The 16,709-nt window shown below is 47.0% G+C and carries 14 protein-coding genes and 1 tRNA gene; 9 read left to right on the forward strand and 6 right to left on the reverse strand.

Going from position 1 to position 16,709, the window contains the following annotated elements; all coding sequences use genetic code 11:
- Positions 1 to 43 precede the first annotated feature (43 nt).
- Positions 44 to 919 (reverse strand): TrmO family methyltransferase domain-containing protein, encoded by an 876-nt coding sequence (locus tag ACNFVB_RS08885; protein WP_430737254.1) that lies wholly within the window; start codon positions 917 to 919, stop codon positions 44 to 46.
- Between the two features lie 531 nt (positions 920 to 1,450).
- On the opposite strand from ACNFVB_RS08885, the gene ACNFVB_RS08890 reads away from it, so the two are divergent.
- Entirely contained in the window at positions 1,451 to 2,224 is a 774-nt protein-coding gene (locus ACNFVB_RS08890) for a ferredoxin--NADP reductase (protein ID WP_430737255.1), read from the forward strand.
- A gap of 153 nt (positions 2,225 to 2,377) precedes the next feature.
- Positions 2,378 to 2,464 (forward strand) — tRNA-Leu (locus ACNFVB_RS08895).
- A 51-nt stretch (positions 2,465 to 2,515) separates the two neighbouring features.
- On the opposite strand, the gene ACNFVB_RS08900 is transcribed toward ACNFVB_RS08895, so the two are convergent.
- Positions 2,516 to 2,782 carry a hypothetical protein gene (locus ACNFVB_RS08900; protein WP_430737256.1) on the reverse strand — a complete coding sequence of 89 codons (267 nt, stop codon included), beginning with the start codon at positions 2,780 to 2,782 and terminating at the stop codon, positions 2,516 to 2,518.
- Between the two features lie 401 nt (positions 2,783 to 3,183).
- Here ACNFVB_RS08900 and dinB point away from each other — a divergent pair, with 401 nt between their 5' ends.
- The 7 genes from dinB to infA all read left to right on the forward strand — a co-directional run bounded on the left by dinB (position 3,184) and on the right by infA (position 11,929).
- Complete coding sequence (gene dinB / locus ACNFVB_RS08905) at positions 3,184 to 4,269, forward strand: DNA polymerase IV (protein ID WP_430737257.1); 1,086 nt, start codon at positions 3,184 to 3,186, stop codon at positions 4,267 to 4,269.
- Between the two features lie 271 nt (positions 4,270 to 4,540).
- The gene (gene queA, locus ACNFVB_RS08910; RefSeq protein ID WP_430738510.1) at positions 4,541 to 5,716 is read left to right on the forward strand and encodes a tRNA preQ1(34) S-adenosylmethionine ribosyltransferase-isomerase QueA; all 1,176 of its coding nucleotides are present in this window, start codon (positions 4,541 to 4,543) and stop codon (positions 5,714 to 5,716) included.
- Between the two features lie 123 nt (positions 5,717 to 5,839).
- Positions 5,840 to 7,693: a type IV pilus assembly protein FimV gene (locus ACNFVB_RS08915; protein ID WP_430737258.1), complete on the forward strand. Its 1,854-nt coding sequence runs from the start codon at positions 5,840 to 5,842 to the stop codon at positions 7,691 to 7,693.
- Positions 7,694 to 7,744: 51 nt separating this feature from the next.
- The gene (locus tag ACNFVB_RS08920) at positions 7,745 to 9,394 is read left to right on the forward strand and encodes a FimV/HubP family polar landmark protein (RefSeq protein WP_430737259.1); all 1,650 of its coding nucleotides are present in this window, start codon (positions 7,745 to 7,747) and stop codon (positions 9,392 to 9,394) included.
- 213 nt (positions 9,395 to 9,607) lie between these two features.
- Positions 9,608 to 10,693 (forward strand): asparaginase, encoded by a 1,086-nt coding sequence (locus tag ACNFVB_RS08925; RefSeq protein ID WP_430738511.1) that lies wholly within the window; start codon positions 9,608 to 9,610, stop codon positions 10,691 to 10,693.
- 64 nt (positions 10,694 to 10,757) lie between these two features.
- Positions 10,758 to 11,600, forward strand: a complete 843-nt coding sequence (gene truA / locus ACNFVB_RS08930) for a tRNA pseudouridine(38-40) synthase TruA (protein WP_289056336.1) — start codon at positions 10,758 to 10,760, stop codon at positions 11,598 to 11,600.
- A gap of 107 nt (positions 11,601 to 11,707) precedes the next feature.
- Positions 11,708 to 11,929, forward strand: coding sequence for a translation initiation factor IF-1 (gene infA, locus ACNFVB_RS08935; protein WP_021814850.1), 222 nt, complete (start codon positions 11,708 to 11,710; stop codon positions 11,927 to 11,929).
- 467 nt (positions 11,930 to 12,396) lie between these two features.
- On the opposite strand, the gene ACNFVB_RS08940 is transcribed toward infA, so the two are convergent.
- The 4 genes from ACNFVB_RS08940 to leuD form a co-directional block, all read right to left on the reverse strand.
- Complete coding sequence (locus ACNFVB_RS08940; protein ID WP_430737260.1) at positions 12,397 to 13,530, reverse strand: L,D-transpeptidase family protein; 1,134 nt, start codon at positions 13,528 to 13,530, stop codon at positions 12,397 to 12,399.
- A gap of 394 nt (positions 13,531 to 13,924) precedes the next feature.
- Complete coding sequence (leuB, locus tag ACNFVB_RS08945) at positions 13,925 to 15,028, reverse strand: 3-isopropylmalate dehydrogenase (RefSeq protein WP_192994570.1); 1,104 nt, start codon at positions 15,026 to 15,028, stop codon at positions 13,925 to 13,927.
- A 203-nt stretch (positions 15,029 to 15,231) separates the two neighbouring features.
- Complete coding sequence (locus tag ACNFVB_RS08950; protein WP_430737261.1) at positions 15,232 to 15,900, reverse strand: hypothetical protein; 669 nt, start codon at positions 15,898 to 15,900, stop codon at positions 15,232 to 15,234.
- 137 nt (positions 15,901 to 16,037) lie between these two features.
- Positions 16,038 to 16,688: a 3-isopropylmalate dehydratase small subunit gene (leuD, locus tag ACNFVB_RS08955; RefSeq protein ID WP_430737262.1), complete on the reverse strand. Its 651-nt coding sequence runs from the start codon at positions 16,686 to 16,688 to the stop codon at positions 16,038 to 16,040.
- Between the last annotated feature and the right edge of the window lie 21 nt (positions 16,689 to 16,709).

Raw genomic sequence — 16,709 nt, forward strand, 5'->3', positions numbered from 1 at the left:
AGGTCTTTAGCGTGATACTATGTTAGCGTTATACTATACAACATTATGCTATGCTGGTAATCGCTGTGATCTGTAGCGCCCCTGATGCAAGCCGCCAAAACGCTACATCGACAGACTTGTAGCGCATCGTAAAGGTTTTGTGCACTTCCTTGTGGCGATAGGCAGGTCGCGGATCTTGAGCGATGAGTGCTTGAATGATGGCCATATCCGTATCGACAAGTTGCCAGCGCGCCTGATTGATTAACACTTGCCTGCCAGCACCTTGCGCAGTTTCTCTAGTAAGCGCATCAGACATTAGCTGCAAAAACTGCTGATAAGCGGCGTCAGTGACTGTGACCTCTAGCAGCTCAGGTGCCGTAGGAGCAAAGCCACTACGAGCATCGATCAGCGCATCGCTATACGCCACATAGGGCTTGATATCGATGATGGGCGTACCATCTATCATATCAGCGCCACTGATGATAAGAAACGCGCGACCTTGTACTACCTCGACGCGCTCAAGCTTGACCACAGACAGCCCCAGCGCTGATGGGCGATACATACTACGGCTGGCAAACACGCCTATTTTTTGATTGCCGCCCAATCTTGGTGGCCGCACTTGCGGACGAAAATACCCTTTTGCTGTCGTGTGCGCCGCTGTCGCATCCTCTTCGCCGGCAGGTACGGCTGCACTCACTCTGCCAGCTTTGGCCGTATCATTATGATGAAACTGCCAGCTCAGCCAGATATGACTAAACGCCTCTAAGCCAACAAAAGCGGCGGGCGTATCATAAGGCGCAATCATCTCAACTACGCTCATCAGCGCCACCAAGTTTGGTTGTCTTGGCGCCCCAAACTTTTGCGAGAGCGGCGCCCGATGATAGCCAATAATAGGCGCCCGATGACAATCGGCGAGCACATCGTCACCTGATACAGGCATAAATTCTCCAAAAACACGCTTATTGCATGATACAAAATTATTTACTAACGATATTCTATTTTATCATGCCACATAGTCGCTGCCAGACGGATTTTTATTTTAAAGTTTGGTATTATGAGCGAGAGTTTGATGACCGCCCCTATTTTTATAAAAACAGTTTTATAGAAACGGCTTGATAAAAGCAATTTGATATGGGCAGATCAATAGAGGCGACTTGATAGGCTAGGCGCGCTGACGAAACCGCTTTTGATAAAAATAATGATACCTTGTCGTGTTTTGCATTATCTTAGCGGACAGATTTGGCTGAACGAACTGATTTTCACGGCTTGACGCTACAGGCATTTGCTGTCATTTACAACATTATATAAAATTATAAAATATGTAAGTTAAAGTATATAAAAGGCTAAGATAGCGCTTCATATCGCCTATAAAAACCAGTACCTTATTAGCGCCGAAACGGTCATTGAAAAATTTTATCTTATACCTATTTAACTCATACGATACCGATAATCACTTATTAACGAGGACTTTATGTCAAAACTTCGCACCGAAACGGTTACAGAGGTTCATCACTGGAATGACTCTCTATTTAGCATCAAAACCACTCGTGACGATGGCTTACGCTTCCGTAATGGCGAGTTTGCGATGATTGGAATCGTGGTCGATGGCAGACCGCTGCTACGCGCTTACTCTATTGCCAGTCCCAACTACGAAGAGCATTTAGAGTTCTTTTCGATCAAAGTACAAGACGGCCCACTGACTTCACGCTTGCAACACATCAAAGTTGGCGATGAGTTATTGGTCAGTAAAAAACCCACAGGCACGTTAGTGTTGGATGACCTGTTACCAGGTAAGCACCTTTACATGCTATCGACTGGTACTGGACTTGCGCCCTTCTTGGCATTGTCACGTGACCCTGAGGTTTATGAGCGTTTTGATAAAATCATTTTGGTACATGGCGTGCGTCATGTCGAAGACTTGGCCTATCGCGATATGTTTGAAAACCAGTTGCCTAACGATGAAATCTTTGGCGAATGGTACCGTGAGAAGTTCATTTACTACCCCACCGTGACCCGTGAAGAATTTAGAAACCAAGGCCGAGTCACCGATTTGATGAGATCAGGTAAGCTGTTTGACGATATCGGCTTGCCACCGATGAACAAAGACGATGATCGTGTCATGCTATGCGGTAGCATGCCATTTAACGCGGAAGTATCAGAGATACTAGACGTCTTTGGCCTCACTGTCTCCCCACGTATGGGCGTACAAGCCGACTATGCCGTTGAACGAGCCTTTGTCGGTTAGGTCTGCATTTTTTGCTATATCGTCAAATAACTGCAAATTATTTAAAATAATTCTTGACGACAAAAAATAGGCTGCTATAATACGCAGCCTATACGGCAAACACCGTAGCCCAATTCGATAACTGTTATTTTTATAAACGTTATCTACTTACATGCCAGTGTGATGGAATTGGTAGACATGACGGATTCAAAATCCGTTGCCTTTAAAAGCGTGTCGGTTCGAGTCCGACCACTGGTACCATCTTTAACAAAAAAGCCTCCTATATGGGAGGTTTTTTTGTGTTTATAAGATTTATTGTATCATTGGGCTATCAATGTATTCTTGGTCTTCTTGCGTGATGGCTGCTATCTTTATAGGCACTGCACAGGCCCAAGATGTGCCGCTACGACAGTAAAAATATCCATCATGATAAGCAACAATATAGACGGTGAAGTCATTACCATACAGATCCATCATCGCCAGCTCATCACTCTCATCGCAAACTGCACACCAGATATCCTTATCTCCTCGTGCTAGCATTGCGCGTGTCAATTCACTCCCTGTTAGTTTATTCATCATCAGCTCCTTAGTCCCTCATGCACCCCTAAGTATGTTCCTTTAGGCGGCGGGTTTACCAATACTCTATAGGCGAGTGTGGTGCGAGCCATAAACAACCTTTTTATTCGCTATAGACTAAGGCGTATAAAGAAGTTGTTTATTCTTTTAACAATCGTCTACTTCGATACTTACTTTAGTGTAGAACGTCTGAAGCAAAAGCGTAACATCTAAATGCATTAATCATGATGGACGGCAAATCCTTTAGGTTAAACGGTAAACAAAAGGTACGATCTTAGGGATATTGGCGGGTTTAACCCCCTGATATTTTTTAAATTGTCTTAATAGTCTATTTGTTTATAAAATCAAGCCATATTTATGGTTGCCGCTAAAATAGTTTTGCTAATTGGGGTAAAATAGCGGTCATGACTGCTTCTACTCCTCTTTCACCCCGCAAAATCATTCATATTGATATGGATGCTTTTTATGCCAGTGTCGAACAACGTGACTTCCCAGAGTTACGAGGTTTGCCTTTGGTAGTCGGCGGTGACCCAAGCGGGCGCGGGGTTGTCGCAGCAGCCAGTTATGAGGTGCGCAAGTTTGGTGTGCGCTCAGCGATGTCATGCTATGAAGCGCGTAAACGCTGTCCTGAGGCGATATTTGTTCGGCCGCGCTTTGAGGTTTATCGGGCGGTCAGTCGTGATATACGCCAACTCATGCATCGATTGACGCCTCATGTCGAACCGCTGTCATTGGATGAAGCCTATCTGGATGTCACCGGCTTATCTGTACATAAAGGCTCAGCGACGTTAATGGCCAATTGGCTACGAGCACAGATTTTGGCGCACACAGGGCTGACCGCTTCTGCTGGCGTCTCATTTAATAAGATGCTGGCCAAGATTGCTTCTGATATCAACAAACCCAATGGTATCGCAGTTATCCCACCAGCCGATGCCGATGCGTTTATTAGCACCCTTCCCATCGAGCGCTTTCATGGTATTGGCAAAGCCACTGCCAAGCGTCTCCATGCCATGGGCGTGCGCACGGGTGCTGATTTGCGGCGCTTGCCAGCGGCGGCATTGGTACAGGAGTTTGGAAAACGTGGTCAGTTCTATCATGATATCGCTCATGGCCGCGATGAGCGTACGGTCAAATCGCAGCGCACGCACAAATCCGTAGGCTCTGAGACCACCTTTCGGGACAATCTTGACGACGATGCTGAGCTAAAAGTACAAATTTATGCACAAAATGAAGATGCGTTTTATCAAATGCAAAAAAAACAACTGGCCGCGCATACCATTACTTTAAAAGTTAAATACGCGGATTTTACTCAAGTCACGCGCTCACACACGTTATCGACGGCCTTTGACAGCGCCGAATCCGCCCATTATTGGCTAGACAAGCTGTTTTTGGACATCCCACGTCATCTGCCCATACGTCTGGTCGGTGTGACTTTCTCTTCATTGGTGCCCGCCGCCCTGCTTTTGCCTCAGTTAAAACTATTTGAATAGATGAGCCTGATTGATATCTGATTGATGTCTGATTGATAGTTACCTCAAGCCATCAGTATGGCTGTCAGGTTTTTGTGGCAGCGCGCGCGGTCATGACGAAATGGCCGCAATAACGTGGTCGTTATGACATATTATGCCTGTGAGTCATTCAATGAGATATGCGTTTATCCTGTCATTTCTGCTACAATTACGCTCATATCATCCTTCATCACTCTTCACTGAAAGACCCACTATGACCCACTCCCATGCTGTAGATTTAGATCGTAATACCATGACTGATACCCATAAAAACAATAATGACTTAGACTATCTGAGCGTTAATGACTATGACTATGAGCTCCCAGATGACTTAATCGCCCGCTACCCGCTAGCGCAGCGCTCGGCCTCAAGATTATTGTATTTACCCGCCAGCAATCCCGCCACTGTAGCAGATAGCCGTGCCGAAGACCGCATGTTTTCTGAGTTGCCAGATTTACTAAATGCGGGTGATTTGATTGTGTTTAACGACACCAAAGTGATGAAAGCGCGCCTGTTTGGACAAAAAGACACAGGCGGTAAGATCGAGGTGCTGATCGAGCGTTTGGTCGATATTGCCGACTTGGCGCCCGCTGCCCTGCATTTGACGACCGCGGATAATCAACCGGTCTGCACTGACCATATCGCACTTGGCCACATAAAAGCCAGCAAAGCGCCCAAGCTTGGACAGCGCTTGCAGCTTGCGGATGGTCATATACATGCGGTTATGATTGGTCGTCAGGATAATTTATTTATCCTAGCCTTTGATGCTCCTATCTTGCCGCAGCTAGAGCAATACGGCGAGCTACCTATCCCGCCATATTTTGAGCGTCATGCAGACGACACGGACAATACTCGCTATCAAACCGTTTTTCATGATCCAGCCAAACTCGCTAGCGTGGCGGCACCGACTGCCAGCTTACATTTTGATAAAGCAGTTTTGGATAAACTGGCGGCCAAAGGCATTCACACCGCCTTTGTGACGTTGCACGTGGGCGCAGGCACCTTTGCCCCTGTCAAAACCGACAATTTGCTCAATCACACCATGCACAGTGAATATGCGCATCTACCGCAAGCAACCGCGGATCTAATCAATCAAACCCATACAAACGGCAAGCAAGTGATCGCGATTGGCACGACGGTCACGCGCGTGCTCGAAACTGCCTACCAAAAGACTGCGAGCACGGGCAAGCCACTTGCTGGCTGGTCAGGCGACACAGATATTTTTATTTATCCAGGCTTTAAATTCGCCGTAATCGATAAGCTACTGACCAACTTTCATTTGCCCAAGTCCACCCTATTGATGCTGGTCTCGGCGTTTTCGGGTAAACAAGCGATAGAACAAGCGTACAAACGTGCCGTCGAGCAGCAATACCGCTTCTTTAGTTATGGAGATGCTATGCTACTTGAGAAGCAGATAACCGCTGAATGAAAGGGCGTTTTATACAGTAAATTAACATTTGATATATTGGACACAACAGTTGTGAAATAAACTGGTAAACTAAACCAGATTTTGTTATAAAAGCAAAGATAACCTATATTCTAAGGGCTGCATATGTCTTGTCGTTTATCTCATCGTTTGACTCGCGTACACCGTGCGGTATCGATGGCATTACTGTGTTCGGTAAGCTGTGCCGCCTTTGTCTCTAGTACCCAAGCGGCCACGATTGGCAAGACCGTTGTGACCTCAGCACAGCATGAGCCTCTAAGAGCCAGCATCAGTGTCTCGGATATTCGGGCGGCTGATTTTTCAGCCAGCTTGGCCAACCCTGCTATCTATCAGCAAATGGGGTTGACGCCAACTGACTCAATGAGGGTACGCTTTCAGCCGACCTCAGAAACCAGCGGCCAAGTCTATATCAGTACATCAAAACCTGTTTCTAAACCCTTTGCCGATATTGTATTGACCATCAATGATCAGGGTCAGCGTAATGTCGTGCCCAAAACATTATTGATGCCGCTCGATGCCAGTTTACCCATCGACACCACCAAAAGCATCGTAACAGGCGCAAAAAAGCCCAATTTACCTGCCGTATCCGCCAATAATGCCAAACCTTTGACCCTTAGAAAAGGTGCTCCGCCACCACTGATATCGGCATCAGCTGCAAGCTCATCGACAAGCGCTCCTACGGCCGTCAAACGGTCCGCGCCCAACGTGCAACTACCGAATACGCAAGGAGCCAATACGCAAAGCGCAAGTATTCAAACGCAAGCTGCCTCAGCCGGAATGCCTGCCAAGACATCTGTATCAGCAACTGACCATCTAGTCTATACGCCTAGCCGTTTAGACAATGGGCGTTTGGCAAATGACTTTGAGCTCACGGCCGCCAGTCCAGCGAAGACCAACGCTAGCCGACCCAACCCTGCCAGCCGCTTGGACAATGGCCGTTTGGCTCAAGAGCAAACCGCCTCAAGTGTTAGCACCGCGAGCGAAGCATCACCTACGCAACACACGCTCGGCACAGCGCAAGCAGACAACGCATTAGATACGCTAAGTATTCAAGTCACGCGTCAGATACAGCCGAGTCAGCAAAAAACCACGGGTGTGAGTCCCAGTATCGTAGCTGCCGCCCCAAAAAACGACGCAGCTCAAGACAACCAAACCGCCGAGCAAGCGGCTTTGAGCACTGCACATACGGCAGCGGCAACGGTAGTCGGTAGCAACATACCGGCTGATACTGCCGCGCCCTCTCAGCCAAGCACCAACAATCAGACTGCACCTACAAACCACGTGGCAGCAGACTCTATAGCAGACGCCAAAACGCGAAGCACGGCAAACTTTCAATATCAAGTACAGCGCAATGATAGCTTATGGATCATTGCTCAGCAGATTGCCCAAGAAAACAATGTCGATATTCAGACCGTGATGAAACAGATTCAATCACAAAACCCCAATGCTTTTATCAATAAAGACGCAGACCAGCTCAAAGCCGACGCCAAGCTAAATCTACCGAATTATGATGTATTGCCATCACAGCAAGCGCTAGAGGCGGCTATCAGCGCCCAAAAACAAAAATATCGTCGGCGGATAAATACCCCTGTCGCACAGCCAGCGCCTAAAGCAAAGCCCCATACAGCTAAAGCGCAAAACAACTCAGCGCCTGCAGCCAAGCCACGAAAAAAACCAACCATTACCAAGACTCTGCCAAGAGCGCAGTTTTCTGTATTGGCTCCAGGACATGATGGCAATGCCGATGGCACCCAAACCAAATCAGCGGCGGCCACAGGCAATGGACTTAGCACAGACATACTAGCTACTTTAAAAGCATCACGGCAAGCGGCTGCCTCTCAGGCCCAAAGCTTATCCAAGACCAGTAGCGCACTTGACAGTTATACGCGAAAAATTCAATTACAGAATCAAAAATTGGCAGAGCTGCAAGCTCGTCTCAAAAAACTACGCAACCAATAATTGCCTGATATAGCAGCGTATTATGCTGTGATCATAGGCGTGGGAGTAACAATGGACAATATGCTATACATCATCGCCGGCTTGGTACTGATTGTATTAATAGCGGTTTTAGTGATACGTAAAAACAAAGCGCAAAAACCTTCGGCGCAGCCTTATGTCAAGTCAGATAGACATGCCGCGGCACAGACACCAGCGCCAAAAGCAAGTGCGCCCGTACAAACTGACGTCAGCAGCGAAAACAAGTTTGACCCCATCACCATTGCCCAGCGCTTTATAGATCAGCAGCGTTATGACAAAGCGATTGAAACACTCAATCGCGGCTTGCGCGAAAAGCCTAATGACAGTCAGCTTTCTTTAAAGCTGCTAAGCATCTATGCGACGATCAATCAATCAGAGAATTTCAACAAAGTCTATGACACCATCAGCGCGCAAAACGACCCAAAAAGCCTTGCCTTAGCAGATGAGCTAAAGACGCTGTTTTTTGAAGAGCAAAATCAAGTCGCCGCGCAAACCGCGCCCGTTGAGCAAGCTGCCGACTTTGAAAGTATAGATTTTGATCTGCCAACGACACATGCCAATCCCACCCATGATGTGGCAACTGATGATATCAGCGAGAGCGATGCCTCCTTAGCTTCTTCTGTCGAGACCCCAGCACTATCAGAACAAGTGCTGGCAGATGACAATACCGACACAGATTTTGCTTTGACGCTCAGTGATTTGGAAGCGGATTTAGATGAGCCGGCACCGGCAGCAGAGCCCACCACGGCAGCTGACGAGAGCACTGCGGCCACAGAAGTGGCTGAAGAGACAGATTTTAGCGAATTCGACTTTGGTCTTGAGGACATTGAAACAGCGCAGCCAGAGTCATCTGATGTCTCAACCCAAGCGGACAGTGTCGAAGCGGATACCACTGAAGCACTAACGCTAGATGAAGAGGATTTCGTCTTAGATTTTGATGATTTAGTGACAGATATGGATTCAGAAGATGCTGCTGATAAAGCGAGCACGACTGACCATATGACTGATGCGACCGCCCAAAGCCGCGACGACGACTTTGTCTTGTCCTTAGACGATTTGGATGACGCAGATGACTTAGACAGCGACCTAAACAGCGACCTAGGCAATGACCTAAACGCTGCATCAGAGACGGCACTAGCAATTGAGACAGAGTCTGACTTAGCTGACTTAGATGTTGAAATAAACACTGATGAGCCTGTGCTTGATCTAAGCGATGAGATAAGTGACGAATTAAGTGATGACAGTATCGATATTGATGACTTAACATTAGACAGTGACTTTGCAGACAGCAGTGATGACGCTACCCCTACTTTGACAGCAGCCTCTGAGCTGACTTCAAGTAGCCCCACATCGTTTGATGATAATACATTGATCGATGATGACTTTGATTTTGATGCATTATCAGATGAATCGCATACAGCAGCGAGCCCAGTTGCCCCAGTAGCAACTCAACCTGCCGAGAGTATTGAAAAAGATAACGCTGAGGACTTCTCAGCACAGTTTGCCGCTGATTTTGACTTTGTCCAATCATTAGACAGCAATCAGGTAGCACTAGACTTGGCAGGTCAGTACCTGCAGCTAGGCGAGTACGATAGTGCCAAACGCTTGCTCAATGAAGTCATTTCTCAAGGCAATAGTGCACAGCAGCAGCAAGCGCAGTCGCTACTCGAGCGCACAGCGTAATTAAAAAGCAGGCTTTTTTATTAGCAAGTATTCTTGTGCCTTGAGAATACTTGCTTTTTTTTGCATTGAGCCTTTATAGTAGGCTCTGATTTAGATGACTATTAATGCAGTTGCGCAACTCATTGAGCAGTTCATTTGAGCGATTGAGCTGGGCACCCTAGTTCTTATTTTTATTTACTTTTTATGACGGCGCCGACTATGCCCTCTTCTGTTATGACCAAGACGCTTACTGATCCCATCCAGCTGATTTATGCAGGCGGCACTTTTGGCAGTTATGGCCGGCCATTAGCACCGCTACCAGCAGAGGTGTTTTTACCGACGTTACAAACACTGTTAGCAGAGCCAGACCATGCCCACCATCTGCCGCCAATCTCTTGGCTAGACAACACTTTAATCAAAGACAGTAGCCAATTAACGCCTGTCGATTTTGTGCATTTTTACCAGCTGATACTAGCCGCCTATGCGCAGGGACACAGACGTTTTGTGCTGATCACTGGTACCGACACGCTCAGTTATCTCGGGGCGTTTTTGGCAGAGGCCTTTGCAGGGAGTGATATCTGTGTGGCGGTCACTGGCAGTATGCGCCCGCTATTAGACAGCGAGATGCTACATACCTATAGCGTCGATACGCATAGCGATGCGTGGGGCAACCTAAACGATGCGTTAAAACTGGCAGCAGCGGGTGAGTCAGGAGTGAAAATTGCCTTTGGCGGCGAATCTTGGCCTGCACAAACGGTACAAAAAATCCATAGTCATGACCTCATGGCGTTTACTGGTCACTCTCGGGCAGCCTATCCTGCCAATAGTTATATAAAGCACTTGCCAGACGCCCGCCGCCAACACTGGCTCGAGGACCAACAAGAAATCAGCAAAAGCATCGATGCTCGTGCCAAGCAAGCACGTATTCATGCTCTGTATTGCCTACCCAACGATACTGAGGTTATGAGCAATCAGCTACAAGCCCTACTTTCTCAGCCGCCATGTGGCATTATCTTATTAGGGTTTGGTGCAGGCAACGTGCCCTATTCAGCTGATTTGGCGCAGGCATTGACCCTTGCGCATCAGCATGGGCATATGGTGGTTTGCGCCAGTCAATCGCCTTTTGGCGGCGTGAGTGACAACTATGCGGCTGGCAGTTGGCAATATGAGTATCATGTCATCGCTGGCGGCCGGTTGACCATTCCAGCCATCTATGCGCGATTATTGTGGCTGCTGCTACGGTACGACGATCCTACCAGACGCCGTCAGCGCTGGACAAACAATGTCAGCCAAACCAGCATCACCATCAAAAAGCGCTGATCTGATCGGTCCTATTAAAGCTATAAGAAACTCTTACCATTTACTTTATAAGCCACACATTATCATGTCTGAGATACTCCCTATCGAAACCGCCAGTAAAAACCCCACTTACACCCTAGCAATCGCTATTGAGTTTTTGGGTACGCAGTATCACGGCTGGCAGCGGCAACAAGAAGTGCTGGGTGTCCAAGAAGCCCTCGAAACCGCTATCGGCAAAGTCGCCAATGAGACTGTAGAAGTCGTCGCCGCAGGGCGTACCGATGCTAGCGTCCATGCCAGTAATATGATTGCCCACTTTACCACCCACGCCTATCGCCCGACTCATAATTGGCTTCGCGGTGTAAACAGCCTGCTCCCCGACGACATTGCTCTGCGCTGGATACAGCCCATGCCGAACGACTTTCATGCACGGTTTGGCGCTATCGCCCGTCGTTATCGTTATATCACCCTCAATCAACCCCAGCGCCCTGCTATCTTAAACCATCAAGTCACTCATATTTATGAACCACTTGACCTGGCCGCCATGCAGCAGGCAGCAGCGGATATCGTCGGTACGCACGACTTTAGTAGCTTTCGCGCTGCCGCTTGTCAGTCCAATCAGCCAGTGCGCTCAGTCAGTCATGCCAGACTGTTTGCCCATGGCCAGTTTATCGTGTTTGACATTCAAGCAGATGGCTTCTTGCATCATATGGTACGCAACCTAATGGGCACCTTGTACGCTATCGGCAAGCACGAGCTAGAGCCGTCTGATTTTTTGACTATTTTGGCCAAAAAAGACCGTACTATTGCACCACCGACTGCCTCTGGTGACGGCCTATACTTTATCAATGCTTACTATCCCGAGCATTGGCAAAAACTATTGCCCACCGCGCCTCTTACGCCCCTTTGGCTAAACCTGCCTGACTGATATACATATCGATTACAAGCTGTCAAGCCAAAACCAGGTTCTGTATTGCTTTAATACGCTAGCTTGCGTATAATATGGGCTTATTTTTAACTGATTGATACAAAATTATGGCAAAAGACGATATTATCGAATTTGAAGGCGAAGTCATCGACACCCTTCCAAACACTTTGTTTAAAGTTCGTTTAGAAAACGGGCACGAAATCATCGCGCATATCTCTGGTAAAATGCGTAAACACTACATCCGTATCTTGACTGGCGATAAAGTCAAAGTCGAGATGACCCCCTATGACTTATCAAAGGGTCGTATCACCTATCGTGGTAAAAACTAATTGAGATAAAAATCGATTTTATTAAACAGTGATGACGATTACGCGGTTATGACAAATCTCATCATTACCAAATGATGCAGTACTTGCTAAGACGTTTTTAAGAGCATTTTTGTGAATGCTTGGGTGGTTTAACAGATAATAATAATGAAAATGCAAACCTACTCATTATTGGCTATCAATGTTTTGTCTTACAAGTTAGTCAGGTCAATATAAAAAAGATATGGCGAGACTCGAATAAGTTTTTTGCGGCATCGAGCGGCGCTAGCACAGCACGCAAGAAGAATTTGTACCAATCTCGCGAATTTATGCTGTGTATCTTTTTTATTTAATAATGACTATATCCGTCAGACCCGCAAAAAAATACCGCTAACCATCAGTTAGCGGTATTTTTTTGACGCGTTCATAAAAACCCGTCTTTATAAGCAAAAAACTTTGATGGTTTCATGCCCTCTGTCTTTTGCCTAAAGCTATTTGAACTCTACCGTAGCCCCATTTTGTATGACGCCCAATAGTGCTAAGGCATCCCAGTTGGTCAGACGCACGCAGCCTGCAGATGCTTGACGGCTGATACGGGCAGGGTCCGGTGAGCCATGAATACCATAAGAGGGTTTACTCAGGCCAATCCACACAGAGCCGACTGGGTTGTTAGGGCCTGGCGGCAAGATAGCTTTGTTCCCATCATTGGCAGTATAAGTATAGTTGGGCTCATGAACCTTGACCTCTACTGTATGCGTGCCTGATGGCGACGGAGTGGCTGTACTCCCTACTGTCGTCGGATAACTGGCAACCAGTGCCCCTTTGTCATCGTACGCATATAGCGTCTGGGTAGTTTTGTCAGCGACCACACGGCTGACGGGCGCGGTGTTAGGGTTTCCTGGATTATAGACCGTTATGGTCTCACCCGCTGAAAAGCTGGCACTGGGGTTTAGGGTTTTGAGATATTTTTCACTCATGTGAAACTTCTCTGCCAATGCCTCTATCACATTTTCATAGTACAGACCCTCTAGCTCCGCTTTTGCGGTAGCGCCCGCTGGGATAGTAGTGGTTTTGATATCGACGTCCGCGTCTGTCAATTGGTAGCTGACCAACACAGGCTGCGTCATAAGCGCCTTATCACTCGTGAGGGCTTGCCAAGTCTCGGTATTTAGAGCCTCTGTGACATTTAGGCCATTGGCTTTTTGGAAGGCTTGCATGGCTTTTTTGGTGTTTTTGCCCCAGTATCCATCGACCGCACCCACGCCACTGTGATGCCAGTTTAATAATGCTTGTAATTTGGTGCCAATCGTCCGATCGATATTAGTACCAGGCGTCCAGCTGGCGTCGTTTACTTTTTTTGCCATCGCTGGCAAATTTTCGGTGCTGTACTTAATGGTAGGAAGCAGTTTGTTAAGCGACATCGACGTTTTGTTATCGCCAGTCAACTTTTGACTGACGCCATTGGTAACTGGACTGACGTCTTTAGTGGCGGCGGATTTGCTCATCACTGCCTGAGCATCGCCCACGGCATTGTCTGTATCGGCGATAACGCTTTGCCCTATCAATACGGCAGCTGACAAACCAACCGCGGCGAGCGCTGCGCTGACTTTATTTAAATGATACATGTATGCTCCTAGCATTTTTATCAGGTTTTATTGTTATATCGATTATTTTTATCAGATCGTCTTTTTATCAGTTGTATACGTGAAATATGGTGCCATATAGGTCTGTGAGCATATAACACCTTTATGTTAATAAGACTGGCCTTCTGCACAAGCTGTGTTAATAAAAGTACTTTTTTGCGGATAACAGGTTGGTTATGTTACCCATCGCAGCCAACTGTTAAACAAGTATAAAAAAACCCATAAACTGCAGAGCAATTTATGGGTGCTAAATTTATAAAATATAACGATTTAACAGTCAAAAAATGAGTCGTCAGACTTTAAACGAGCAGTCAGACTTTAAATGAGTCGTCAGACTTTGTATATAGCTTTTTGTAGGACGCGATATCACAGGGCCTTATACCAATTTTGCCAAAACGGCTTGTCCCATTTGCTGACAGCCAACTTGGGTCAATCCGGCTTCACTAGGATCTAAAATATCGAGCGTACGAAGTCCATCATCCAGCACGTCGCTGACTGCTTGTTCAATGGCTTGGGCGGCCGTTTCTTGTTTAAAGGTATAGCGCAGCATCATAGCAACAGATAATATCGTCGCTAGTGGGTTGGCCTTGTCTTGCCCTGCGATATCCGGTGCCGAGCCATGACAAGGCTCGTACATGCCTTTTCCTGACGCATCGAGACTGGCTGATGGCAACATACCAATGGACCCTGTCAGCATCGCAGCTTCGTCAGATAAGATGTCACCAAACATATTGCCCGTCACCATAACGTCAAACTGTTTTGGGTCTTTGATCAGCTGCATACACGCATTATCAGCATACATATGTGATAACGCCACATCACCATACTCAGCCTGCTGCATCTCAATCATCGTCTGCTTCCACAGCTCAGTGACCTCTAAGACATTGGCCTTATCCACTGAGCATACTTTGGCAGCACTACCTGTCGCGGCTGCCCGCGTTTTTGCCAACTCAAATGCCACCTTGCCGATACGCTGAATCTCGCTTGTGCTATATACCATGGTGTTATAGCCTTGCTGCTCACCATTATCTAGCGTACGAATACCGCGCGGCTCCCCAAAATAGATCCCGCCTGTCAGCTCACGCACGATTAGTAGATCGAGACCTGAGATGATTTCAGGCTTAATGCTCGAGGCATTGGCCAACTGGGGATACAGCTTTGCCACACGTAGGTTGGCAAACAAGCCAAGCTCACCGCGAATCTTCAGAAGACCACGCTCAGGACGCTTGCTGCGCTCGATACCATCCCATTTTGGACCACCGACCGCGCCTAGTAATACTGCATCGGCGGCACGGGCACGAGCCAAGGTCTCATCTGGTAAAGGCACGCCAGTCGCATCGATGGCGACGCCGCCGATCAGTCCAGATTCGAGGGTCAAATTTAATGCAAACTTGTCATTGACGGCATTTAATACATCAATGGCTTGGGTCATAATCTCAGGGCCGATGCCATCGCCCGCTAGTGTCAAAATCGTTGCCATACTAATCCTTTTTCATAGGTTTTTATTGAATAATATTGCTATGGGTTTTTGCTAAAACGTACAAAAAGATACGCCCTCGCTACAGCGTATTTCGCGGCTTTTAAGGCGTGTCTTTATCCCAACACTGCGTCAAACATGAAACAAACGACAGTCAAGCAGGCTATCTGGCATAGATGGATGACCTCAACGTATTAACCAGATTTTTATATATGGGTTTCTACAAACTCACCTCGATGCTTGTTATCTAACTGCTTACAAAACCGGCGCTGTACGGTACTACCCTGTAGCAGCTCAATGCATAAAGGCTCGGGCGACGCGGTCTCTAGCAAGCTGCCTGACTTGTTACTAGATTTTTTTTGATAAGCACGTAACTGATAAGTCCCTGCCTGAGTAAAATCATGAATCATGGCAAAACGCTCAACATAGCCCACGTTGTTTTCTGGATAGAAGTTGACGTGAATTTCGCGCTTGGCTGGCATGACTCTGGCATAGTAATTGGTCAATCCTGGCATTGCAGAGGCGGATAACGGCACTATCTTGATCGACTTTTTATTGACAAGCGGCCTCATCTCAGCACTGGTTGGGGCCTTTTTTGTGCCCTCTGCAAGCGTCGTCACCATGGCTGGATTTACCGGCTCGTGACTGTCAGGAGCGATGACGAGTGTTTTATCTATTTGCACAATTTCGCAGTGATAGGTTCCAACACACGCGATATTTACCTCGCCTGCGACTGGCTGAATATGGCCTGCCCATACTTTGGCATTTTCGGCTTCATCGATTTTTTGATAACCGGTTAATAGCTGGCAGCCTGACATTAAAAAACTGGCAGCAATCACTGTACTGGTCCATAAAGCATAACGTGTTTTATTCATAATGGCGGCTACTGTTAATAATAAGGAAGATAAAAACAACACAACGACCCCCTTATTTTAGCCAGTTCACCGCCATAACTCAACGCTGCATTACTATTGTTCAGCACTTTACTCACCGTGGTTTAAAGGCGCTTTGTTTATGCTTGTACGTCATTAAATACCCAAGGTGTTTTTTGTTTCATCTTGTCCTCATACGCTTTGATGGCATCGCCTTGCTGCAAAGTCAGTCCGATGTCATCAAGACCATTTAACAAGCAATGCTTACGAAACTCATCGACCTCAAAAGCGTACTCTTCACCGCTTGGAGTGATAACCACTTGACGCTCAAGATCGGCGGTGAGCTCATAGCCTTCATTGGCTATGGTCGCTTTCATCAATTCATCGACAATCTCTTCGTCTAAGACGATGGGCAACATACCGTTTTTAAAGCAGTTATTATAAAAAATATCGGCAAAGCTTGGCGCAATAATCGTACGAAAGCCATATTCTGACAGTGCCCAAGGCGCATGCTCACGGCTTGAGCCACAGCCAAAGTTTCTGCGTGCCAGCAAAATGGTAGCACCTTGATAGCGGGGCTGATTTAAGACAAAATCAGGGTTGATCGGGCGTTTACTATTATCTTGCCCCGGAAACCCTTCGTCCAAATAACGCCAGTCATCAAATAGATTGACGCCAAAACCAGTACGTTTAATGGACTTTAAAAACTGCTTAGGGATAATCTGATCGGTATCAACGTTTGAGCGGTCTAAAGGGCATACAATGCCCGTTTGGGTGTTATAAGCTTGCATAGTTTTTCCTATCAATTCAAT

Origin of the sequence: Psychrobacter sp. VH5, assembly GCF_050572635.1 — a bacterium.
In the GTDB taxonomy this organism is placed as follows: domain Bacteria; phylum Pseudomonadota; class Gammaproteobacteria; order Pseudomonadales; family Moraxellaceae; genus Psychrobacter; species Psychrobacter celer.